Source organism: Xylanimonas allomyrinae, assembly GCF_004135345.1.
Lineage (GTDB): Bacteria > Actinomycetota > Actinomycetes > Actinomycetales > Cellulomonadaceae > Xylanimonas > Xylanimonas allomyrinae.
Genome location: NZ_CP035495.1, coordinates 1,999,427 through 2,022,361 on the forward strand (window position 1 = coordinate 1,999,427; position 22,935 = coordinate 2,022,361).

The window sequence follows — 22,935 nt, forward strand, 5'->3', positions numbered from 1 at the left end:
GTCGCAGGACGGTCGTTGAGGCGCCACTCCGGCGTCGCCCTAGGTTAGCCTCTGCGCATGGCCAAGCCCACTCTCCCGTCGGGGGCGCCACGTGTCGTCGTCGTCGGCAACTGTGGACACTCTCGTTCCTGCGTCGATGCGTGCAGCGACGAGACCCTTGGCCTGCTGGTGGGCTGCACGGGTTCCCGGGACGGCGAGCACGGCGAGCTGCGCTATCTCGGAACGGACGCCGTCCTTCCGAGGCTGCTGGCAGAGGGCACGGCCACCCATGCCTTTGTAGCCATCGGTTCGAACTCGCTGCGCCAGCGACTGACCGCATCGGTGACGGAGCTCGGGTATCAGATGGCGAGCATCGTCAGCCCGACCGCACAGGTGAGCCGCACCGCGACGGTCGGCGCCGGCGCCGCCGTGCTGCACGGAGCTGTTGTCGGCGCCTTCGCGACGGTCGGCGAGGGTGCGATCATCAACACCGGATCATCAATCGATCACGACTGCATCGTGGGAGATTTCGCCCATATCGGTCCGGGTAGTCATCTCGCCGGGGGCGCTATTGTAAGCAGCGGCGCCTTTCTCGGCGTCGGCGTCAGCGTCATTCCAGGCGTCACCATCGGCGCAGGGGCCGTCATCGGAGCCGGCGCGGTCGTGATCCGCGACGTCCCCGCCGGCACGGTCGCCGTCGGCATCCCAGCCCGCAACATCCGGAAGGCTCAACCCGAATGATTCCCGTCGCCAGTCCCGTTCTTTCGGGTATGGAAAAGGCGTACGTCGCCGAGTGCATCGACAGCACGTGGATCTCTTCCGCCGGAAAGTTCATCGGGAAGTTCGAGGCAGCGTTCGCGGCGCTCTGCGGCTCCGAGTACGCGGTCGCCTGCAACAACGGGACGACGGCGCTCCACCTCGCCCTCGCCGCGGTCGGCATCGGCCCCGGGGACGAGGTGATCGTCCCGACGCTCACGTACATCGCGACGGCGAACGCGGTCCGCTACTGCGGCGCGACCCCGGTCTTTGCCGACTCCGAGCCGGACACGCTCAATGTCGATCCCACCGACGTGAAGCGCAAGATCACCGAGCGCACGAAGGCGATCATCCCCGTGCACCTGTACGGCCACCCGGCCGACATGACCGCGCTCATGAACATCGCGGACGAGCACGGGCTGACCGTCATCGAGGACGCCGCCGAAGCCCACGGCGCCGAGGTCGACGGCCGCCGGGTCGGCTCCATCGGACACATGGGTGTCTTCTCGTTCTTCGGCAACAAGATCGTCACCACCGGTGAAGGCGGCGCCGTCACCACCGACGACCCCGACCTCGCTGCACGCCTGCGCCTGCTGCGCGGCCAGGGAATGGACCCCAAGCGCCGGTACTGGTTCCCCGAGGTCGGCTACAACTACCGCATGACGAACATCGCGGCAGCCATCGGCCTCGCCCAGCTCGAGCAGTTCGACGCTTTCGTGGCCCGCCGCGACGAGATCGGCGCGCTCTACGACGAGCACCTCGCCGACGTCGAAGGCCTCGCACTCCCGATCCAGCGTCCCGACGCCCGCCGCGTCCACTGGCTGTACACGATCAGCGTCGAGGACTTCACCGACGCCCAGCGAGACCAGCTCATCGAGGCACTCCACACAGACGGAGTCGAGACCCGCCCAGTCTTCTACCCGCTCCACGTCATGCCCCCCTACCTGGAAGAGACGCGCTACCCCGTCGCCGAGCACCGCGGCGCCACCGGAATCTCCCTGCCCACACACGTCGGACTCAGCGACCACGACATCCACGAGGTCTGCGAGAAGCTCATGCGGCATCTGGCCATCGTCCGTGCCGTCCAGGCCTGAGCGCGGCCCTTGATGAACACCGAAACCAGCACTCCGGAAGCCGAACTGACGCCACCTTCGGCGCCGCCTGCCGTCGAGCCGTCGCTCCGTTCGTCTCGCCGACGCCAGACCTTTCGGGACATCCTGGAGGCCCCTGTCGAACGACTCGTCGTCGAGGCACGCGTGGAACCTCGGCGCCGACGACTGCTCGGGGTCGACGTCTCCGAGTTCGGATCCGCGCCGGCGGAAGCAGTAGTCACCACGCTGTACCGGGAGATCCTTGGGCGCGAGCCCGACGAGCCTGGCCTCATCGCCTGGTCGAACCACCTCACCGAAGGCACACCGATCGACGAGTTGGCCAGGGGTCTTGCCTCTTCGGATGAGGCAAGGAACGCGTCGCCAGAGCAGCAGGTCCGCGCGCAGCGCCTGCTCCATCGGATCGGCCTGTTCAGAACACTCGAGGACCTGGGTGCGTACTCCGCACACGCGTACTCCGGGGGCCGACCTGGCCTCTGTGCAGACCAGGTCTTCGTCGCGGCACTGTACGAGGTGGCACTTCGTCGACAACCGGCGCCGGCGGAGCTCGACGCAGAGGCCGCGAAGCTGGAGCACGGCGTCTCGCGTGAATGGATGCTCCGTGCTTTCGCGAGCCGCCGCGAAGTGAAGTGTCGCTTGATCGGGGCGCGCGGCCGGACGCCGAGCAGCGTTCTGCGCTACCTGGTCCACCGCGTCGGATACCTGCGAACCTTCCGCGACATGGTGAACGCAGCCGAGTCCCGAAGGATCGCGGCACTCACCCGCGCCTTCGCCGATCACGCCGAGATACCCGACCAGCACGACGGAAGGACTGTCTGATCGTGCGAGTCGCCATCGCTTCCACGACCGTACCCAACATCGATGGAGGCGGCCGCCTGATCGTCCGGTGGACCGCTGACGCGATTCGGGCCGCCGGCCACGAGGTCGAAGAGTTCTACTTCCCGTTCCCGCCCGGAGTCCGCCCCACGATGGCCGCTCTGGTCGGGTTGAGAGCCGTGCCGCTCGCGACGAGCTGTGATCGGCTCATCGCGATCCGGTGGCCCGCGCATCTGATCCGCCACGAGAACAAGGCGACGTGGTTCATCCACCACTATCGCGAGTTGTTCGACCTCTGGGACACCAAGTACAGAACGCATCCGGACACACCGGAGACCCGAGCGTACAGACGCGCCTTCCGCCAGTTCGACAACCTCGGGCTTGGCGAGTCTCAAGACGTGTTCACCAACTCACTGATCGTGCGTGACCGCGTGAAGCGGTACAACGAGATCGACGCGACACCCCTCTTTCCCCCGCTAGGGGGTGACACCTCGCGGTTCCGGAACGACGGGACCGGCGACTTCATCTTCTACCCGAGCCGCGTCACTCTCATCAAGCGGCAGTTGCTCGCCGTAGAAGCGATGCGTCACACGACATCCGGCGTGCGTCTCGTCATTGCCGGCAAGCCCGAGAACCAAGGCTACGCGGACCTCCTCCGGGAGAGGGTCCGCGAGCACGGCCTGGAGGACAAGGTCACCTTGGAACTCGATTGGATGGAGGAGTCGCTCAAGGTCGCACTCATGGCGTCGAGCCTCGCAGTGGCATACCTTCCGTCGGACGAGGACTCGTACGGGTATCCATCCCTGGAGGCGTCGCACTCCGGCAAACCCATCGTGACGGTGGCCGACGCCGGAGGGGCGCTCGAGTTCGTCCGCGACGGCGTCGAGGGTTTCGTCGCAGAGCCAGATCCGAAGGCGCTGGCAGCGGCATTCGACCAACTCTACGAAGACAAGTCCGCCAGCGAGCGCATGGGTCTCGCGAGCTACGACCGGCGAGCGGAGCTTGGCATCTCCTGGGAGAACGTCGTTCCTCGCCTGCTTGGAGTCGCCCCGTGAAACTGCTGCTCGCCACCAACGCCGCCCCGTTCGTCAGGGGCGGCGCAGAACTGATGGTCGACCGGCTCATGCGCGAGCTTCGCGACGCCGGCCACGAGGTCGACCTGCTGCGGATCCCGCTGGGCAACACCCCTGAGGAGATCGTCGACTCCACGATCTACGCATCACTGCTTCAGGCCGTCAACGTCGACCGTGTCATCGGGCTCAAGTACCCCGCCTACCTCATTCCCCATGAGGATGTAGTCATCTGGCTGGTTCACCAGTTCCGCCAGGCCTACGAGCCGCCACCTGTGGGCTGGCCGTCCGATCCCCAGCTTGACCGCGTTGTTGACGTCGTGCGCACCGCCGATGCGAATGCACTCCCACGCGCGAAGCGCATCTACGCGATCTCACCCATGATCGCCGACCGCCTTGAGGAGAACAGTGGCATCCGCGCCGGTATTCTCATGACCCCGCCACACTCCGACACCGACTACCGCACGGCGCCCGCCGAGGACTTCATCGTCGCGCTCGGGCGAGTGTCCGACGGCAAGCGGCAACGTCTCGCGATCGAAGCGATGCGCCACGTGCGTTCCGATGTCAGGCTGGTCGTCGCAGGCGCGGCCGAGAGCCCTCAGGTCGCCGCTGACCTTCGGAACCTGATCGAGACCAACTCGCTGGGCGACCGCGTCGAGCTGATCGATCGGTTCATCTCGGACGACGAGAAGGTCGACCTGCTCTCGAGGTGTCTGGGATCGGTCTACCTACCGATGAACGAAGACTCGTACGGATACGTCTGCTACGAGGCGGCGATGTCGCGCAAACCTTCGGTCACGTGCTCGGACTCCGGCGGGACGCTGACGCTGGTGAAGGACGGTCGCACCGGCCTTGTTCCCTCGCCGCATCCGCAGCGCATCGCCTCCGCATTCGACAAGCTTGCAGGCGACCGAGACCGCGCCCGCGAGATGGGCGAGAACGCCTACGCGCTCGCGCTCGAACTCGACCTGTCCTGGGCCCAAGTCGTGAAGGAGCTGACCCGTTGAGAGTCGCGATGGTGACACCGATGGCTCCAGAGAGCGCGATCGCCGACGTCATGACGCAGGCCGTCGCCCATCTCGCCACCGAATGGGAGATCGACATCTGGTGCCCGGGGTCGCGGACGCTCCGGCCGTCGCCCGTCAGAGTCGTTCCTTTCGCCCAGCCAGATCTTGAGACTGCGACGGCCTTAGGCGCCTATGACCTGGTCATCTACGCCCTGGGCGACAGCTCCTTCCATGCCGCGATCCTGCCGCTGGCGAGGCGCGTGCCCGGCCTGGCTGTGGTCCACGATGCCTCACTGACGAACCTTGTCCTGTTCACGGCAAGGCAGGACGAATGGCTCGAGGACCTCGTCGCCCACGTCCGCCGCGAGCACGGAGCGGACAAGGCCGCCTACCTTCGTGACCCCGGGGACAGCGGTGGTACAGAGACATGGCTACGGTTGTGCGCAGAGGTAACGCTCGCTGACGTCGCGGTCGAGCACTCTCTGGGAGCGGTGGTCCACTCTCGATGGCACGCGCAGCAAATCGATGGCCGCCTGCTCGGAGACGTCTCGGTCGCACGGCTCCCTGTCCCCCACGCCCACGGCGGGAACGACGAAGAGATTCGCGAGGTCATTCAGGACCGCCTCGACGCGCTCGATGACGACGCTGTGCTTCTCGTGACCGTAGGGCACGTCAACGCCAACCGTGGCCTTGGCGTGCTGCTCGCTGCGATAGCCGAAGATCCTGCGCTTAAGAACGTTCACCTGTGGGCAGTCGGGACTCACGGGGCACAGGTAGGGACCGTCGTGCGCCTTGCCGACGAGTTAGGACTCGGAGCCCGGTTTGAGGTTCCCGGCCGCGTCTCCGACGGTGAGCTTCGTGCCATCCTTCACCGCGCTGACATTGCGGCAGCCCTGCGAGAGCCGGTCCTTGAGGGCCAGTCAGCCAGCGTCCTGACCCAGATGCAGGCCGGGCTACCGGTCATTGTCTACAATCACGCACACTATGCGGAGTTGCCCGACGACGCGGTGGTCAAGGCCTCTCCGGTAGACCGGATCGCATCCGTCCGGGAGGCGATCAGGTCACTGGCACACGACTGTGATCTGCGCACCGCGAAAGGAACGGCCGCACGGGAGTACGTCCTGGGCGGTTCGACCGGGGCGGCCTACGCAGACGGCATCCGGCGGGCCGCCGATCTCGCTCTGGCCCGCCGGCCTTACGTCCACCTGGCCGAAGACCTAACCAGCCAACTCAGGCGGAATGGACTGTCTCGAAAGAGTGTCGTCATCGACAACGTGACATCGATCTCGCTCGAACTGTTCGACCTCGACTGAGCGCCCCCCATATCGAGGATCCCGGCAGCTGATCCTGGTTCACTCCAGGATTTCCGAGTCGATGCGGCTCGTCCCAGATGAGCGTGTAGTCGGGTCGCTGGTGGCGCGGCTGGTGTTGGCGCGTCGGTGACCGGGTAGGGGTCGAGGCCTTCCGAAGATGGGGGTTCTCACGCCAACCCATCCGAAAGACCTCGACGTGGACGAACCTACCTCGACACGCCCGCCACTGGGCCCGATGTGTCACGACACCATCGACGCCCCCACACCCTCATCTGCGATGAGCCTACAAGGCCCCAAGGGGCCCGGCATGCCCCCTTCGGCCTTCTGACCGACTAGCACGTCGCCCGCATCGCGGCTGTGCCGCAACGGGCGTACGTCACCAACGCGGCCCGGGTCCGTCATGTGCGCATCAGTGTCTCGCGTCAAGCGGCTGGCAGGATTTGGGTGTTCTCAAAGTTGGGGATGGTGGGGTCGGCCAGGCCGAGGTGCACCTCCAGGGGCCGGTTCCAGGCGATCGCCTCGTGCGGGCGCACGGTGTTGTAGTCGTCGCGGTAGTCGTCGGCGTGCTCGACGAGGGCCAGGACGTCGTCGATCTCTTCGAGGAAGAGCCGCTCGTACTTCAATGACTGGAAGCCGCGTTCGCGTGACCCGTTCTGCCCGGGCGTGCGCACGCGGGTGCGCACGTGCCGCAGCTCGGGGTGGGCGGTGATGAAGTGCTCGAACCTAAGCGAGCGGAACGGGCCGCCGTTGTCCGTGACGACCGTGACCGCCGAGATGACGTTCCCGTCGCCGTCTCGCTCGCAGGCGTCGATCAGCGGGCGGCCGAACATCGTCTCGTAGTCGGTCAGCGCGAGCTCGATCGCGGCGATGGCGTCGTGCTGGTTCGCGGTCGGGGACACATGCCAGGGGTGCTCGTACTTGCTCCAGTAGTCCCGGCACCCGGCGATCCGCCACGTCCCGCCGGTGGTGGTCTCGAACTCGGAGAAGTCCAGCTGCCACACCTGGTTCGGCCCCGTCGGCTCGGTCGCGAACGCCGCCTTCCTACGCGCGGCGAGCTGGCGGCGTTCACGCTGGTAGGCCGCGGGCAGGATCAGCCCCTCGTCGCGCAGCAGCCGCAGCACGGACGCCTGCGATGCGGTGTGACCCTCGTAGCGGCACATGGCCCAGATCTTGCGGTGCCCCCACGCGGGATGCTTGAGCGCGTGCCGACGGGCAGCCTCGGCGACACTCTCGCGGGCCGGGAGCGGCCACGGCCCCTTCGTCGGTGCTCCGGTGCGGGCGCGGGCCTGCCAGCGCCGCCACGTGCGTTCGGGCACGCCGATCAGAGAGCAGAACCTCGTGGTCGGCATGCCCGCATCCAGACGGATCACCTCGAGGTCCTCGAAGGGCCCAGCCGGCCCTCCGCGGACTTCTTCCACACCCGGACCTCCAGGTGCGCCTCGCCCAAGGCCTGCGTCAACTCGGCGACCTCGGACTCCAGCTGCTGCTCCCGCGTCGAGGGGCCCGACTTCCCCGCCGCCAGGCCGGTCTTGCCAGCCTCGAGGAATTGCCGCTTCCAGTTCCCGACCGACTGCTCGGACACCTTCGCCCGCCGGGCGGCCTCGGCGACGGTGACCTCCCCGGCCAGGACCGACAACACGATCCTGGTCTTCTCCTCAGCCGGAACGGCCGCTGGTCTTGCCATGAACGATCAGACTCCTCACAGGTCAGGCCCGCAACCAACGGGCCCTGCCACATAGCCTGACGCGCGACACCAGAGGCCATAGCACTATTCGTGGAGCGTCGTGCAGTTCTTCCGAATGCCGGAGTCCGAGATCGCTACCAGGCGCCTCGGGACGCGACCAGGGCCAACATCACCTTCGTCACCATCGCACTCGCCGCGACCCTCGTCCACGCTATCTTCAACCAATCCGTCATGTGCACCACGGCAAATGAGCAAACTTGCACACCGCGTCGCGGGACGGTCGTTGAGGCGCCACCCCGGCGCTGCCTTAGGTTAGCCTCTGCGCATGGCCAAGCCCACTCTCCCGTCGGGGGCGCCACGTGTCGTCGTCGTCGGCAACGGTGGACACTCTCGTTCCTGCGTCGATGCGTGCAGCGACGAGACCCTTGGCCTGCTGGTGGGCTGTACGGGTTCCCGGGACGGCGAGCACGGCGAGCTGCGCTATCTCGGAACGGACGCCGTCCTTCCGAGGCTGCTGGCAGAGGGCACGGCCACCCATGCCTTTGTAGCCATCGGTTCGAACTCGCTGCGCCAGCGACTGACCGCATCGGTGACGGAGCTCGGGTATCAGATGGCGAGCATCGTCAGCCCGACCGCACAGGTGAGCCGCACCGCGACGGTCGGCGCCGGCGCCGCCGTGCTGCACGGAGCTGTTGTCGGCGCCTTCGCGACGGTCGGCGAGGGTGCGATCATCAACACCGGATCATCAATCGATCACGACTGCATCGTGGGAGATTTCGCCCATATCGGTCCGGGTAGTCATCTCGCCGGGGGCGCTATTGTAAGCAGCGGCGCCTTTCTCGGCGTCGGCGTCAGCGTCATTCCAGGCGTCACCATCGGCGCAGGGGCCGTCATCGGAGCCGGCGCGGTCGTGATCCGCGACGTCCCCGCCGGCACGGTCGCCGTCGGCATCCCAGCCCGCAACATCCGGAAGGCTCAACCCGAATGATTCCCGTCGCCAGTCCCGTTCTTTCGGGTATGGAAAAGGCGTACGTCGCCGAGTGCATCGACAGCACGTGGATCTCTTCCGCCGGAAAGTTCATCGGGAAGTTCGAGGCAGCGTTCGCGGCGCTCTGCGGCTCCGAGTACGCGGTCGCCTGCAACAACGGGACGACGGCGCTCCACCTCGCCCTCGCCGCGGTCGGCATCGGCCCCGGGGACGAGGTGATCGTCCCGACGCTCACGTACATCGCGACGGCGAACGCGGTCCGCTACTGCGGCGCGACCCCGGTCTTTGCCGACTCCGAGCCGGACACGCTCAATGTCGATCCCACCGACGTGAAGCGCAAGATCACCGAGCGCACGAAGGCGATCATCCCCGTGCACCTGTACGGCCACCCGGCCGACATGACCGCGCTCATGAACATCGCGGACGAGCACGGGCTGACCGTCATCGAGGACGCCGCCGAAGCCCACGGCGCCGAGGTCGACGGCCGCCGGGTCGGCTCCATCGGACACATGGGTGTCTTCTCGTTCTTCGGCAACAAGATCGTCACCACCGGTGAAGGCGGCGCCGTCACCACCGACGACCCCGACCTCGCTGCACGCCTGCGCCTGCTGCGCGGCCAGGGAATGGACCCCAAGCGCCGGTACTGGTTCCCCGAGGTCGGCTACAACTACCGCATGACGAACATCGCGGCAGCCATCGGCCTCGCCCAGCTCGAGCAGTTCGACGCTTTCGTGGCCCGCCGCGACGAGATCGGCGCGCTCTACGACGAGCACCTCGCCGACGTCGAAGGCCTCGCACTCCCGATCCAGCGTCCCGACGCCCGCCGCGTCCACTGGCTGTACACGATCAGCGTCGAGGACTTCACCGACGCCCAGCGAGACCAGCTCATCGAGGCACTCCACACAGACGGAGTCGAGACCCGCCCAGTCTTCTACCCGCTCCACGTCATGCCCCCCTACCTGGAAGAGACGCGCTACCCCGTCGCCGAGCACCGCGGCGCCACCGGAATCTCCCTGCCCACACACGTCGGACTCAGCGACCACGACATCCACGAGGTCTGCGAGAAGCTCATGCGGCATCTGGCGGTCGTACGCGGCACGGCCAACTGAGGTGGACACGTTCGTCTCGTACGCGCAGCACGGCGAGGACGTCATCCTCTGGCGAGCCCTCGGTGCTCGCTCCGGCATTACGTACGTCGATGTCGGCGCCTACGACCCGACTGAGGAATCCGTCACCCGCGCGCTCTACGAACGCGGCTGGCGAGGGGTGAACATCGAGCCGCAGCCCGAGCGGCTGGCGGCGTTCGAGAACGACCGCCCCGACGACACGAACCTGGCGATTGCGATCGGCTCCAAGGACGGCTCGGTGGAGCTCGTCATCCCGTCGAACCCCGGCTGGACCACGGTCCAAGGCACCGGGTCGCTCGTCTCGGACGATCCGGCCGCGCACCGTATCCGGGTGCCGATGCGTCGGCTCGGCACGCTGCTGCCAGAACTCGGGCTCGAACACGTCGATGTTCTGAAGATCGACGTCGAATGCGGAGAGTCGGACGCGGTACGGGGCCTGCTTGACGGTCCGGTACGCCCGACGGTCTGCGTCATCGAAGGCGTCGGCCCGGGGTGCGGCCGCACCGAGGGTGACCGCGCGGTGGAACTGCTCGTCGCGGCGGGCTACACGCACTGCATGTTCGACGGCCTCAACCACTACCTCACCACGGACCCCGCTCTCATCGCGGCACTGTCGGTGCCCGCTAACCCTATCGACGGGTACGTGCACCGCGCGATCCCCGCGTTCGCGACCGAACGCAGCCACCTCCACGAGACCATCGCGGCGCTGACCGCCGAAAACCTCGAACTGCGCAGCAAGCTCGCGACATCATCGAGCGAGGGCAACGGCGCAGCGCCCGAGGAGCCCGCAGCGACGTCGTCTGAGCAGACCACGGCGACGACCGCGGCCACCGACGATGCACCTCTGCCCGTCTCCGCGCCTGCGCCCACGGCCGCATCGCCGCGACCCGCGCCAAGAGCTGCGCCTCACATCGTCGACGACGAGCGTGCCCGCCGCCGCCGCGCGCTCTTCCTGCGGCTCATCGGCACCAGGGTCGCGGCCGACGCCGGACGGCAACCCGCCGTCGACATCCCTCACCTGTTCGACGCCAGCCCTGAGTCCGTCGTCCGGACGCTCTACCTCTCCGTTCTGGGTCGCGAGCCCGACGACAGCGGGAGCGCCTCCTGGATCCACGAGATCGCCAACGGAAGGTCGCCGATCGACGTGGCGCGCGTACTGGCCCGTTCGGACGAGGCGGCTGCCGCGTCAGAGAGCCAGCGTCGTCGCGCCGATGCCTTCATAGAGCGACTGGACCGGTTCGGCCTTCTGGACAGCTTTGGGCTCGGCACGTTCTACTCGAAGGGCCACAGCGCATCGGTCGTCGCCGACCAGATCTTCATCGAGTCTCTCTACGAGGTTGCCCACCTGCGCCGTCCTACTCACGCCGAGCTGGAGAACGACCTGAACAGGATCCGCATCGGCGTCGGCCGCCAATGGATGCTGCGCGCATTCGCCGACCGGCCCGAGGCACGCGCCCGCCTCCTCGGCACGGCCGGCGGGGTGCGTACGCGGATGAAGCGCCTGGGCGCCCGCATGTCGTACCGCCGAGATTTCCAGACACTGGTCGTCGCGGTCGAGTCCCGCCGCATCGCTGCGCTCCTCACGGACCTCAGCGCCACCGACCACTCGATCGCCGGGGGAACTGAGATGCGCGTCATTCTCGCGACCACCACGATCCCGCACATCTCAGGTGGCGACCGGCTCATCGTTCGCTGGACGGCGGAGGAGCTTCGCGCCCGCGGGCACGAGGTCGAGGAGTTCTACCTGCCGTTCCCGCCATCTGCCCGGTACACGCTGCCCGCGCTCGTCGGGCTGCGCTCGACGCCGTTTGCGGGCGCCGGCGACCGGCTCATCGCCGTCCGATGGCCGGCGCACATCCTTCGGCACGAGAACAAGGCGACGTGGTTCATCCACCACTTCCGCACGCTGTTCGACCTGTGGGACTCCCCGTACCGCGACGTCCCGGACAACGCCGAGGGCTACGCGTACCGTGACGCGATCCGCCGCATCGACAACCTCGGGCTCGCCGAGTCGCGCGACGTCTTCTCGAACTCCAACGTGGTTCGAGACCGCCTGCGCGAGTACAACGACGTCGAGGCGACGCCCCTGCTCCCTCCCATCGGCGGGGACACTACGCGCTTCCACACGGACGCCTACGGCGACTACATCTTCTACCCGAGCCGGGTCGCGCCCATCAAGCGGCAACTGCTCGCGGTCGAGGCGATGCTGTACACCCAGTCGGGCGTGAAGCTCGTCATCGGCGGCTTGGCCGACGAGGACTACCAGGAGGACATCGTCCGGTTCGTGCGCGAGCACGACCTGGAGGGCAAGGTCGACCTTCGTCTCGGCTGGATGCCGGAGGACGAGAAGGTCGACCTGCTGGCCGGGTGCCTGGCAGTCGCCTACCTACCTCGCGACGAGGACTCGTACGGGTACACGTCGCTCGAGGCGTCGCACAGCCGCAAGGCGATCGTCACCGTGACGGACTCCGGCGGTGCCCTGGAGTTCGTCCGGGACGGCATCGAGGGGCGTGTCGTCGCCCCGACGCCTCATGCGCTGGCGGCGGCGTTCGACGCGCTTTATGAGGACCGCCAGGCCGCCGAGAGGCTGGGCTACGCGAGCCACGATCGACGCGCGGCGCTCGGCATCACCTGGGACAACGTGATCCCGCATCTCCTGGGGGTGACTGAATGAAGTTGCTCGTCGCGAACAACGCCGCACCTTTCGTGCGGGGAGGGGCAGAGCTCCTCGCCGACAGGCTCGTCCTCGAACTGCGCCGGGCGGGCCACGAGGCCGAACTCCTGCGCATCCCGCTGGGCGACACCCCGACCAGGTGCTCGACTCGACGATCGCCGCGGGCCTGCTCCAGGCCGTGAACGTCGACCGTGTCATCGGGCTGAAGTTCCCGGCGTACCTGATCCCCCACCCGCACATGGTCATGTGGCTGGTCCACCAGTTCCGCCAGGCGTACGAGCCCGCGCCAGTCGGGTGGCCCGACGACCCGCACCTGAACGAGATCGCCGCAGTCGTCCGCACCGCAGACCGCCGCGCCTTCGCCGACGCCGAACGCATGTACGCGATCTCCCCGATGATCGCGGAACGGCTCGCAAAGTCGAACGGAATCCGGGCCGACGTGCTGATGACACCGCCGCACGCCGACGCCGAGTACCGAACGGTCCCGTCGGAGGACTTCATCGTGGCTCTCGGCCGCGTGTCCGGCGGGAAGCGCCAACTGCTCGCGGTCGAAGCGATGCGGCACGCACGCCCCGGCTATCGGCTCGTAGTCGCAGGAGCGGCGGACACGCCGCAGCTCGCCGACGAGGTCAAGCGCCGCATCGCCGAGTGGGGACTCCAGGACCGCGTCGAGTTCATCAACCGCTACATCACGGACGAGGAGAAGCTCGATCTTCTCGCGCGGTGCCGCGGGTCCGTCTACCTTCCCGTGAACGAGGATTCGTACGGGTACGTCTGCTACGAAGCCGCGATGTCGCGCAAACCCTCGATCACGGCCACCGACTCGGGTGGGACGCTCACTCTCGTCGACCACGGCCGTACCGGGCTCGTCAGCGACCCCGACCCGCGCTCGCTCGCCGCAGCGTTCGACGACCTCGCCGCACACCCGGACCAAGCTCACGGCATGGGCGAGAACGCCCGGACGCTTGCACTCGAGCTGGACCTCTCGTGGTCCCGCGTCATCAAGGAGCTCACCCGATGAAGGTCGCCATGGTGACGCCGATGACGCCTGAGAGCGCCATCGCCGACGTGATGCTGCAGGCCGTCCCCTACCTGATCGAGAAGGGCTGGGACCTCGAGATCTGGTGTCAGAACGCACCGGCCCTGCGGCCCTCACCAGTCCGGGTGCTGCCGATCCAGGCGATCGACGAGACCACAGTCGCGGCCCTGCGGCGCTACGACCTTGTCGTGTACGTCCTCGGAAACAGCCCACTGCACAGCCAGATCATGGAACTCGCACGACTGGTGCCCGGCCTGGTTGTGCTGCACGACGCGTCCATCACCGACATGGTGCTGCTCAGTGCCGGACAGGCTGGTGAGCGCGCGGCGCTCGCCGCACTCGCCGGGGCGGTCTACGGCGACGAGGTTGCCGAGAAGGTCCGTCGTCCGTCGAACACCGACCCGGGGGCCTGGATGCGGTTCTGCGCGGACGTTCCGCTCACGGAGTGGGCGACCGAGCACGCCATCGGGGCGGTCGTGCACTCGCAGTGGCACGCCGCGCGCATCGACGGAACACTGATCGGCGACGTCACCGTGGCGCCCCTGCCCATTCCCTCGGCCCGAGTCGGCTTCGACGACAGCCAGAACCACGAACTAGGGACACTCCTCTCCGAGCTCCCCCCAGACGCCATCCTGGTCGTCACCGTCGGGCACGTGAATGCGAACCGGGGCCTGGACGTCCTCCTCCAAGCCGTCGCAGGAGACGAGAAACTCCGGCAGGTCCACGTGTGGGCGGTCGGCCCCAACCAAGGACCGGCCGCGGCCACCGCACTGCGCCAAGCCAGCAAACTGGGACTGGCGAGCCGCTTCGCGGCGCCAGGCGCGGTCGGAGATGCCGAACTCGCTCGCGTGCTCAGTCGCGCCGACATCGCCGCAGCGCTCCGGGATCCCGTCATCGAAGGGCAGTCGGCGTCGGTGATGACCCAGATGCTCGCCGGCAGACCGGTCATCGTGTTCGACCACGCGCACTACTCCGAACTCCCCGACGACGCCGTGGTCAAAATCGACCCAGCGGCCGGCGCGCCCGGAATCCGCGCAGCGATTCGCAACCTCGTCAAAAAGCCACGGGATCGCGAGCGACGCGGCGAAGCCGCGCGACGCTACGCGCTCACAACCCGCAGCGGTGCTGCATACGCCGATGCGTTGTATCGCGCGGGCGTCCTTGCACTCGCGGCGAAGCCTCACATGCAACTTGCCCAAGACCTCGCGCACTACGTGCGGAGACTTGGAATCGAGACCGCCAGCGTGGCTACAGAACGTATGGCTGACATCACCTTTGAGTTGTTCGAACTGGGTTGAGAGCCGGAACGAGTCGGTCTCGCCCACGTACCCAAGAACCGCCCAGCATTACGACTATGGACTAACCAGTGCGCACAGACATCCACCCTGCCACAGCGATACGTTCGGCCACACCCCCCTCAGAGAGACGGACCAGAGCTTCCGCAATCGCCTTCTGGGGAACCTTGACCGCGGCGTCGGTCCTCGTGTTCCTCGTGCACTTCCGTCCTTGGCAAGGAGGCCTGCTCGAGGACTGGGGATTCGTGCAAGCATGGGATGCCACAGGCTTCGCCGCCTACCGACACTTGATTGAGTTGACGGCTGGTCGCCCATTGCACCTCCTCTGGACCTTCCTTGGTCTCGGCATCAGCGGGGGCGGGTTCGTGGGCATGTTCCTCGTGCTGGGTCTCGTGGCCGTCGCGCAGCTCCTGGGCACCGTCTGGGCACTCGCTCCGGTTGTGCGGAACCGTTGGGTGTTGATCTTCCTCGGGCTCGCCATTGCCCTCCACGCATGGTGGCCAGCCGGACAGGTCCTTAGATTCCTCCCCGCTCAGGTTTCCGCGCTCGCCGTAGTTCTCTGGATCGGCGCGTCGATCAGGTTCCTCGCGGGTCGTTCAACCTTATGGCAAGTCCTTGCCATCGGAGCACCGCTCGCCGGTCTCCTCACCTACCAGGCACCGGCCGGAGCTCTCTGCGTCGGGGCGGTCGCGATTTCCGCCGTGCATGGCTCAACAATACGTCGCCGCCTTTGGCACGTCGGATTGACAGTGTGCACGGTTGTAGCCGCAATGGCTTGGTCCGCGGTGATCGCTCCCAGAATATCGCCTGATTCCTACGAATCTGGCCTGATGACTGCACCCCTGGATGTACGCCGGGCGTTGTGCGCAATCGCACGGACGTTGGCGATCGAGTCTCCTGAACTTCTCATCGTCGGCGCGATCTTGGCGCTCATCATCATCGTCTTGCTGGGTCGCACCGCAATCGCGACATGGCAGGCACTTGTCCTACTCGCGTGCGTCTTCATGGCTCCGTTGACAGCGATGTCGTTCGCATTCAATCTCGCCCACCTGAACGACCCAGAGCGCGTTGCCCAGCCTGTTGGGATGACTCTCTGGATCGTCGCAACAGCCGTCTCCATACTGGGGGCATGGCGCACACGGTTGCCTCACCTCATAGCATCTGTCGGGATCGTCGCAAGCACCGCGGGAGCGATGGGGGCATACTCGACCTGGACTGCTTTCGCGGAGCTTCAGCAAGCCCTCTTAACATCTGTCGCGCCTATTCGAAGCGATGCATCGCCCTCGACCCGCCTAGTGGTCGAGGATCTCAGTGGTGAGTTCGGTGATGTCTATACCTTCCTTCCGCCGCATCTCAATATCGCCTTCTACGTCGAGGAGGGCCCGGGCGCAACTGTCACGTTATGTACGCCCGCGGACGTTCCTCGCGACCACCCCATTGCCGCACGATTCCCGATCACAACGACCCCCACCTGCGAGGATCTGCTCGTTGGAAAGACGGTCGAGAGGGTCGAAACGGTGGACGCCGACGGCCGGGCACTGCGAGTGCTGATCGTCAGTCAGCGATCGCTGATTGACTGAGGGTTCGGGGGCACCGCCACCACGAAGTGAACCTCGCACACCTGACCGTCCGTTCTTGATCGTTCCCGATCGTCGGCACGTTGAATGCCCTCCCCGACATGGCGATGCGGCTCATCGTGCCGGGCAGGGAGCCGGCCCAAACTGGGCCGGCGGAACGTGACCGCAGGCGGGCTGGCCCTCAGTTCCTCATGAAGGGAGTCTTCGCCGCGATGGCCGATGTTCTGCAGGCGACCCGACAGCGGGCCATCGAGTTCGCGGCTACTACGCCCGCGAGCCTCCGGCTCATCCATCGTCTGTTCGTCACCGTTCCCAGTGCGCATTTGCCCACGGAGTCCCGGACGCAGAGCGTCTCTGCTGGCAGGTAGGGCAGGTGCCACCATCGAGACAATCATCTGGAACCACTCACCGCACCGTCGCCTCACCTTTTGAACGCTGGCATCTGTACACGCTGTCGTTTGACCACTCGACCGCGCCGAACATGGACCCTTTCCATGCCCCAGCGCCAACATCAGTCAGCAAGGAACTGGAGAGCGGCTATAGTCATTCCGTGCCCGAGCCGCTGCCAACGCCACACGCGATCAGCATCGCGGCAACCCGTCTATCGGAGAAAACTGTCGCTCCGGGCGTTGATCACAAACGTCACTCCGATCGCCCAGGACCCCTTGTTGCCAGGAGGCCTCAAGGCTCATGCCAGAGAGGGCCTGCGGGGCGTGGCTACCTTCGGTTTCGCGGCCGCCAGAGAGCGAGTCGGCGCTGTCGAGCGTTCGCCACGCGATGTCACGCTGACTCCAGGGCCAGGCTGCGTTCGTGCGCGGACGTTCCACTCACGAAGTGGGCGACCGAGCACGCCATCGCGGCGGTCGTGCACTCGCAGTGGCACGCCGCGCGCATCGACGGAACACTGATCGGCGACGTCACCGTGGCGCCCCTGCCCATTCCCCGGCCCGAGTCGGTTTCGACGACAGCCAGAACCACGAACTAGGGACGCTCCTCGCCGAGCTCCCCCCAGACGCCATCCTCGTCGTCACAGTCGGGCACATGAATGCGAACCGGGGCCTCAACATCCAGCTTCGTGCCATGCCTGGCGACGAACAGTTGATTCGTGTTCATCCTTGGGCTGCCGGCCCTCGCCAGGGTTCGGCAGCGGCCGCGACGCTGCGCCGTGCGTCAAAACCGGAACTCGCGGGCCACTTCGCCGCTCCGGGCGCGGTCGGAGATGCCGAACTCGCTCGCGTGCTCAGTCGCGCCGACATCGCCACGGCGTTCCGCGACCCCGTCGTTGAAGGGCAGTCGGCATCCGTGATGACCCCGGAGCTCGCCGGTAGACCGGTCATCGTCTTCGACCACGCGCACTACTCCGAGTTCTCCGACGACGCAGCGTTCATGATCGAATCTGCTGCGGGCGTCGGCGGCGTCGGGGCCGCGCTCCGCGACCTGGTCCACGACCCCGACTGCAGAGCGAGACTCGGAGAGGCAGGGCTCGACTTCATGCTCACGACTCGCAGCGGTGCTGCGTACGCCGAGGCACCATTCCGCGCAGGCGACTTCGCACTCGCGGCGCGCCCGCGCATGCCACTCGCTCGGGACGGCACGCAACTGCGGCGCAGACTCGGCGTCGAGAAAGAAGCCATCGTGACCGACAGGGTCGGCGAGCCCGCATTCGATCTCCTTGAACTTGCATGAATTGGCGAAAATGTCATTAGCACCCCCCTGCCCGGATGGGAGCACGTTCTTGATGTCGAACCCCACCGTTCAGCGAGCCCGAACAGTGGATCTCGCACACCGCACCTGGCTGGTGGCGGCGGTCGCTGTCTCATGCCTAGTCGCGTTCTTCGCCCACTTCCGACCTTGTTTCACGACCGTCAGTGGGCGACTCCGCGCCGCCGAGTGTTCGCCACGCGAGGTCACGCTGACGCTGGTCTCTGGGCCAGAGTCCGTTACCAAGACGGTCCATCTGGACTCCTTCGCCCTCGGGACGTTCACTCTCTCGCTTGACCATGCCGCGACAGTGGGCGAACTGGTCGTCGAAATGCCCGCTGACGGGGGCTGCTCGTCCGACGCCGATCCGCAGCCCCGGGCAGTTGCGCTCCTTGACCCGGTCGCCACTGGCTAGCCTGCTCGCCAATAATCCCCCTCAGGTCCGCTCAGACAGGAACTCAGACGTGCGCTACGGATTCATTCTCGCCGGAGGCCTTGGTACGCGGCTCCGCCCTTATACGTTCGTTCTTCCAAAACCGTTGATCCCGCTCGGCAACGAGACGATCATCGAGCGAGTCCTCCGGTCGTTCCGGCAGGCCGAACTCAGAAACGTTGCCGTCAGCCTCGGCTACCTGGGCCATCTCTTGGAAGCCGTGGTCGGCAATGGCGCGAAGTACGAGCTTAACGTCGAGTACACGCACGAGGATGAACCCCTCGGCACAGCGGGCGCTCTCGGCCTGCTTCCTTTCAACGTCGCGGACGACGACGTCGTCCTGGTGATGAACGGCGATACGCTCACGTCACTCGACCTCAATGAGTTCCTCACGTGGTTCGAACAGAGTCACGCGGACGCAGCAATGGCCTGCGTTCAGCGCGAAGTCAGAATTGATTACGGTGTCGTAACGACAGATGTCAACGGAAACCTCGAGGCGATCGCCGAAAAGCCGTCGAGCGTTAATCTACTAAGCACGGGGATCAACGTCTTCCGAGGGTCCGCGCTTCGTGAGCTCCCTGCGGGCCGGGTCGATATGCCGAACTTCCTGGTTCAGCTCGCGATGTCGGGAAAGACCATCGCATGCAAGACGATCGACGACCTATGGATGGATCTCGGGCGCGTCGAAGATCTCACGGCCGCAAACGAACTAGTCGATCGGGGTGTCCTGTGAGCACTGACAGGCCGGTATTGATCATCGGCGGTTCCGGCTACTTGGGCGGACGGATCGTGGATGCTCTCCCGGGAGCGTTAGCGCTTTCGGACGTGGCTGCCCGTGGGCACACCGCACTGCGCGCCGCAGTGGAGGACCTCCGCCCAGAAGTCATCGTGAACGCCGCAGGGGCACTGAGAGGGGATTTGGCCGACCTCAAGGCCGCCAATGTCGACCTGCCGCGTCAGCTTGCCCAGATCTCGGACTTTGTCGGCGCTCACCTGGTGCACCTTGGCTCTGCCGCCGAGTATGGGACAAGCCAACCCAACGGCTGGTGCACAGAGGCTGCCGAGCCGCGTCCCGAGTCGGACTACGGCCGCACGAAACTCCAAGGGACGCTCGCCGCGGCGTCTGCTTGTTCGTCGACGGTACTGCGGGTCTTCAACCTGGCGGCCGAGCCGACACAGTCGGGCACGCCCCTTGAGGACGTGATCACGCGGACCTCCGACGCGCTAAATCGTCAGTCGCCAGCCAATCTCTGGTCACCGGGGACTATCCGCGACTGGGTCCTCCCCGCCTTCGTCATCCATAGCGTCGCCCGAGCCGTCGAGATTCGACCGCGCGGCGTCTTCAACGTCTGCTCGGGTGTCGGAGTCTCGTTCGGGGACGCCGTCGATTCCGCACTGCGGTCGCTCGGGTCAGACCTCGGGGTCAGGGCGGGCCGCCCTCCGGGTGGGCCTGTGATTGGTGATCCGCAACAGTGGGAGTCGGTGTCTGGGCTGGCAGAGCAAGTGACCACCGAGGTGCTTGCCGGCGTCATCGCTCGTCAAGCCTCCTCCCGACGACCGAAAATGGAGACAAGGTGACCCCGATCACTTCGCACGACATCGAGATCCTGAGCGAGTCCGTCACCGGTCGCACCGAGTCGGTGTTCGCTGCCGCGCAGGCCGCGACCACACAGACCGCCCGCGAGGTTTACACGGGCGCCCGAGTGTTGGTAACAGGAGCTGCCGGCTTCATTGGCGGCCAAACGCTCCGTCTGATCCTCGATCTCGAACCCTCACTCGTCGTTCTCGCCGACACCTGGGAGAACGGCCTTGCCGAGAGGGTGCGCCACCTGCGCTCAAGCGGCGCCGTTCGACCTGGCACGCGCATCGAACCGCGCCTTGTCGATGTCACCAGTCCGCTCATGGACCGAGTGGTAGCTGAAGAGGGGCCGTTCGAGATCGTCTTGGCGTTCGCTGCAGCCAAGCACGTCCGCAGCGAGCGCGACGCCGCCTCAGCGCTACACATGCTCAGCGTCAACGTGAACGGCACATTCCGAGTGATCGCCGCAGCCGCAAAGCAGAACCCGGCCTGTCGGCTGTTCATGGTCTCGACGGACAAGGCAGCGGACCCGTCGAGCCTCATGGGCGCGAGCAAGCGCCTTATGGAGCGGGCGGTCTACTCCCGGTTCCCGACCGCGACATCGACCCGTTTCGCGAACGTGGCGTTCTCCAACGGGTCGCTTCTCGAGAGCTGGCTCATCCGGCTCGCAAACGGCCAGGTGCTGCCGGTACCGACTCAGACGTCGCGCTTCTTCGTTCAGCCTTCCGAGGCTGGACAGCTCTGCCTCGTTTCTTCGCTCGCCCCGCAGGGCAGCATCGTCGTCCCCGCAGCTGGCGTCGTCGAGGACACGCTGCTAGAGGATGCCCTCGAGCGCGTACTCCAGCGTCTCGCGCTCCGTGCCGAGCACGTCGATGACGAGTCCAAGGCATCTCCGTCGGTGGTCCCCGGCGTCGTGACTGTCCTGCGCACGCCGCGTGACACGGCAGGTGAGAAGGCCGCCGAAGTCTTCGTCAGCGCCAACGAGCAAGCCACTCGCTGGCTCCCCGCCCTTGAGACCATCTCCGGCACCGCCGAGAATCCGGACGTCGGCGACACCCTCGCGTGGATTACCGACGCCTGCGAGGGGCGGAGCGCACCGACACTGCACGAGATCATGGCGCGCGTCGCCAACGCGGTCCCAGAGTTCCATCACGTCGACAGCATCAAGCGATTGGACGACCGGATATGAGCGCCGAACCGGCCGAACCGGCCGAACCTTCCGAACCGGACACCGAGACCGGACGCTCGCGAACGCTTGACGTCGTCGTGCCGTTGTACAGGGAGGCCGAGGGGCTCAGGAACTTCCACCGCGTACTCACCTCGCAACTGAACGACCTCAACGACCGATACGACTGGAACGTCGTCTACGTGGCCGACCCGAGCCCGGACGCGACCGCGGACATCGTGCGGGAACTCGCCTCGCGCGACCGGCGCGTCCGCGGCGTCGTCATGCTCAGGCGCGCTGGCCACCAGATGTCGCTCATCGCAGGCATGGAGTGGTCGACGGCAGACGCGGTCATCACGATGGACGGAGACCTCCAGCACCCGCCCGCGCTTATTCCCCAACTCCTGGAGCACTACGAAGCCGGGGTCGACGTCGTCCAGACCATTCGCACCAGGAGCGCCGGTCGCAGCCGGCTGGGCGGTGCGATGTCGCGCGGCTTCTACCGTGTGATCCGGGGCATCTCCGACGTGCCGATCACGGAAGGCGGTGCAGACTTCCGCCTCCTGTCCGCTCGCGCGGTGCGGATCCTCACGGCAGAGGTTCGGGAAAGCGACCGCTTCATTCGCGGACTGGTGCCCTGGATGGGGCTGCCGACCGCAACCGTCGAGTTCGAGGCGCCAGCACGCGAGCACGGCACGTCCAAGTACAACCTCGCGCGCAGCCTCGACTTGGCGGGCTCTGGTGTCGTGTCGTTCAGCAAGGCGCCCCTTCACCTTGCGATGGTGCTGGGCCTCATCGTGAGCGGCCTCGGTCTGCTGATCGGCATCGCCGCTCTCCTGGCGCGGCTGGCAGGCAGCAACGTCCCGGCCGGCTGGGCAACACTCGTAGTCATGGTCGCGGTGCTCTCTGGAGTGCAACTCGTCTGTATCGGGTTCATCGGCCTTTATCTAGGGGTTGTCTTCGACGAGGCGAAGCGTCGACCGCAGATCCTGGTGGAGGAGTACGTCTCAAGTTCCGAAGACCCGCACTCCGGCAAGGCGCCCACCGCATCGAGACGCATTCGCGCGGTGCCGCCGCGCACCTCGCACCCGGCCCTCGACTCGTGCGAGCGTGGCGGCAGTCGCGTGTCAGTCGCAGGTGGGAGCCACGGTGCCTGACGGCGCGACTCCGCTCCGTCGCTCCAGAACTGCTTCGATCATCCAGAGCAGGCTGACGCGGTTTGCCGTCGTCGGCGGCGGGGCAGCGCTGCTTGAGTTTGCCGTGTTTGCTGGACTCATCGCGGTCGGCACATGGCCTGCGCTGGCGAGCCTGTTGAGTTTCGCAGTCGGAATGACTTCAAGCTTTGTCGGCTACCGCCGGTGGACCTTCTCCGGAGATCAAGCCCTGCCGATGTTCAGCCAGTTCGGCGCGTACCTTGCCTTGGCCGTGGTCAACGCTGTGGTGTCAGCGACTCTGGTCCAGGTCATGGTCAACGTCGGCCTGGACGCCCGCCTTGCAAAGGTGGTCATGATGGCCGCGGTCGCGTGCTGGAACTTCGCGATCCTGGACCGTCTGGTGTTCCGTCGCGATCTCCCGAAACCGTGACTGCGTCAGCGGGCGAACCCGGTCTCGCCCGCTGGCGCC

At 66.5% G+C, this 22,935-nt stretch carries 20 protein-coding genes; 18 read left to right on the forward strand and 2 right to left on the reverse strand.

Features of this window, described 5'->3' with window-relative positions:
* The first annotated feature begins 57 nt into the window (after positions 1 to 57).
* From ET495_RS09125 to ET495_RS09150, 6 genes are read left to right on the forward strand one after another with little or no spacing between them, the layout of a single operon-like run.
* Complete coding sequence (locus ET495_RS09125; protein ID WP_129204430.1) at positions 58 to 720, forward strand: NeuD/PglB/VioB family sugar acetyltransferase; 663 nt, start codon at positions 58 to 60, stop codon at positions 718 to 720.
* A gap of 29 nt (positions 721 to 749) precedes the next feature.
* Positions 750 to 1,829 carry a DegT/DnrJ/EryC1/StrS family aminotransferase gene (locus ET495_RS09130; RefSeq protein WP_245992997.1) on the forward strand — a complete coding sequence of 360 codons (1,080 nt, stop codon included), beginning with the start codon at positions 750 to 752 and terminating at the stop codon, positions 1,827 to 1,829.
* 12 nt (positions 1,830 to 1,841) lie between these two features.
* Positions 1,842 to 2,663, forward strand: coding sequence for a DUF4214 domain-containing protein (locus ET495_RS09135; protein WP_129204434.1), 822 nt, complete (start codon positions 1,842 to 1,844; stop codon positions 2,661 to 2,663).
* Positions 2,664 to 2,665: 2 nt separating this feature from the next.
* A complete protein-coding gene (locus ET495_RS09140) occupies positions 2,666 to 3,715 on the forward strand; it encodes a glycosyltransferase family 4 protein (RefSeq protein WP_162616420.1) in 1,050 nt (349 codons plus the stop codon).
* Entirely contained in the window at positions 3,712 to 4,737 is a 1,026-nt protein-coding gene (locus ET495_RS09145; protein ID WP_129204438.1) for a glycosyltransferase family 4 protein, read from the forward strand. Before ET495_RS09140 ends, ET495_RS09145 begins: the two co-directional genes overlap by 4 nt.
* Positions 4,738 to 4,757: 20 nt before the next feature.
* Positions 4,758 to 6,050, forward strand: coding sequence for a glycosyltransferase (locus ET495_RS09150; protein WP_162616421.1), 1,293 nt, complete (start codon positions 4,758 to 4,760; stop codon positions 6,048 to 6,050).
* 422 nt (positions 6,051 to 6,472) lie between these two features.
* On the opposite strand, the gene ET495_RS09155 is transcribed toward ET495_RS09150, so the two are convergent.
* Together ET495_RS09155 and ET495_RS09160 are read right to left on the reverse strand one after the other, a co-directional pair.
* On the reverse strand, positions 6,473 to 7,399 hold the full coding sequence (locus ET495_RS09155) for an integrase core domain-containing protein (protein WP_245992998.1): 927 nt from the start codon (positions 7,397 to 7,399) through the stop codon (positions 6,473 to 6,475).
* 17 nt (positions 7,400 to 7,416) lie between these two features.
* Positions 7,417 to 7,734 carry a transposase gene (locus tag ET495_RS09160; RefSeq protein WP_129202598.1) on the reverse strand — a complete coding sequence of 106 codons (318 nt, stop codon included), beginning with the start codon at positions 7,732 to 7,734 and terminating at the stop codon, positions 7,417 to 7,419.
* Positions 7,735 to 8,059: 325 nt separating this feature from the next.
* Here ET495_RS09160 and ET495_RS09165 point away from each other — a divergent pair, with 325 nt between their 5' ends.
* The 12 genes from ET495_RS09165 (at position 8,060) to ET495_RS09220 (ending at position 22,896) form a co-directional block, all read left to right on the forward strand.
* The gene (locus ET495_RS09165; protein ID WP_129204444.1) at positions 8,060 to 8,722 is read left to right on the forward strand and encodes a NeuD/PglB/VioB family sugar acetyltransferase; all 663 of its coding nucleotides are present in this window, start codon (positions 8,060 to 8,062) and stop codon (positions 8,720 to 8,722) included.
* A 29-nt stretch (positions 8,723 to 8,751) separates the two neighbouring features.
* Positions 8,752 to 9,831, forward strand: a complete 1,080-nt coding sequence (locus ET495_RS09170; RefSeq protein ID WP_245992999.1) for a DegT/DnrJ/EryC1/StrS family aminotransferase — start codon at positions 8,752 to 8,754, stop codon at positions 9,829 to 9,831.
* 1 nt (position 9,832) lies between these two features.
* Complete coding sequence (locus tag ET495_RS09175) at positions 9,833 to 12,523, forward strand: FkbM family methyltransferase (RefSeq protein WP_129204448.1); 2,691 nt, start codon at positions 9,833 to 9,835, stop codon at positions 12,521 to 12,523.
* Positions 12,524 to 12,662: 139 nt separating this feature from the next.
* Positions 12,663 to 13,544, forward strand: coding sequence for a glycosyltransferase family 4 protein (locus ET495_RS09180; RefSeq protein WP_129204450.1), 882 nt, complete (start codon positions 12,663 to 12,665; stop codon positions 13,542 to 13,544).
* Entirely contained in the window at positions 13,541 to 14,860 is a 1,320-nt protein-coding gene (locus ET495_RS09185) for a glycosyltransferase (RefSeq protein WP_129204452.1), read from the forward strand. Before ET495_RS09180 ends, ET495_RS09185 begins: the two co-directional genes overlap by 4 nt.
* A gap of 185 nt (positions 14,861 to 15,045) precedes the next feature.
* Positions 15,046 to 16,437: a hypothetical protein gene (locus ET495_RS09190; protein ID WP_129204454.1), complete on the forward strand. Its 1,392-nt coding sequence runs from the start codon at positions 15,046 to 15,048 to the stop codon at positions 16,435 to 16,437.
* A gap of 1,038 nt (positions 16,438 to 17,475) precedes the next feature.
* Positions 17,476 to 18,120, forward strand: a complete 645-nt coding sequence (locus tag ET495_RS09195; RefSeq protein ID WP_129204456.1) for a hypothetical protein — start codon at positions 17,476 to 17,478, stop codon at positions 18,118 to 18,120.
* 479 nt (positions 18,121 to 18,599) lie between these two features.
* Positions 18,600 to 19,301 carry a sugar phosphate nucleotidyltransferase gene (locus ET495_RS09200; RefSeq protein ID WP_162616422.1) on the forward strand — a complete coding sequence of 234 codons (702 nt, stop codon included), beginning with the start codon at positions 18,600 to 18,602 and terminating at the stop codon, positions 19,299 to 19,301.
* Positions 19,298 to 20,146 carry an NAD-dependent epimerase/dehydratase family protein gene (locus ET495_RS09205; RefSeq protein ID WP_162616423.1) on the forward strand — a complete coding sequence of 283 codons (849 nt, stop codon included), beginning with the start codon at positions 19,298 to 19,300 and terminating at the stop codon, positions 20,144 to 20,146. The genes ET495_RS09200 and ET495_RS09205 overlap by 4 nt, the downstream gene beginning before the upstream one ends.
* A complete protein-coding gene (locus ET495_RS09210; protein WP_162616424.1) occupies positions 20,143 to 21,336 on the forward strand; it encodes a polysaccharide biosynthesis protein in 1,194 nt (397 codons plus the stop codon). Before ET495_RS09205 ends, ET495_RS09210 begins: the two co-directional genes overlap by 4 nt.
* Positions 21,333 to 22,469: a glycosyltransferase family 2 protein gene (locus tag ET495_RS09215; RefSeq protein ID WP_129204464.1), complete on the forward strand. Its 1,137-nt coding sequence runs from the start codon at positions 21,333 to 21,335 to the stop codon at positions 22,467 to 22,469. The genes ET495_RS09210 and ET495_RS09215 overlap by 4 nt, the downstream gene beginning before the upstream one ends.
* Entirely contained in the window at positions 22,462 to 22,896 is a 435-nt protein-coding gene (locus tag ET495_RS09220; RefSeq protein WP_162616425.1) for a GtrA family protein, read from the forward strand. The genes ET495_RS09215 and ET495_RS09220 overlap by 8 nt, the downstream gene beginning before the upstream one ends.
* The last annotated feature ends 39 nt before the right edge of the window (positions 22,897 to 22,935 follow it).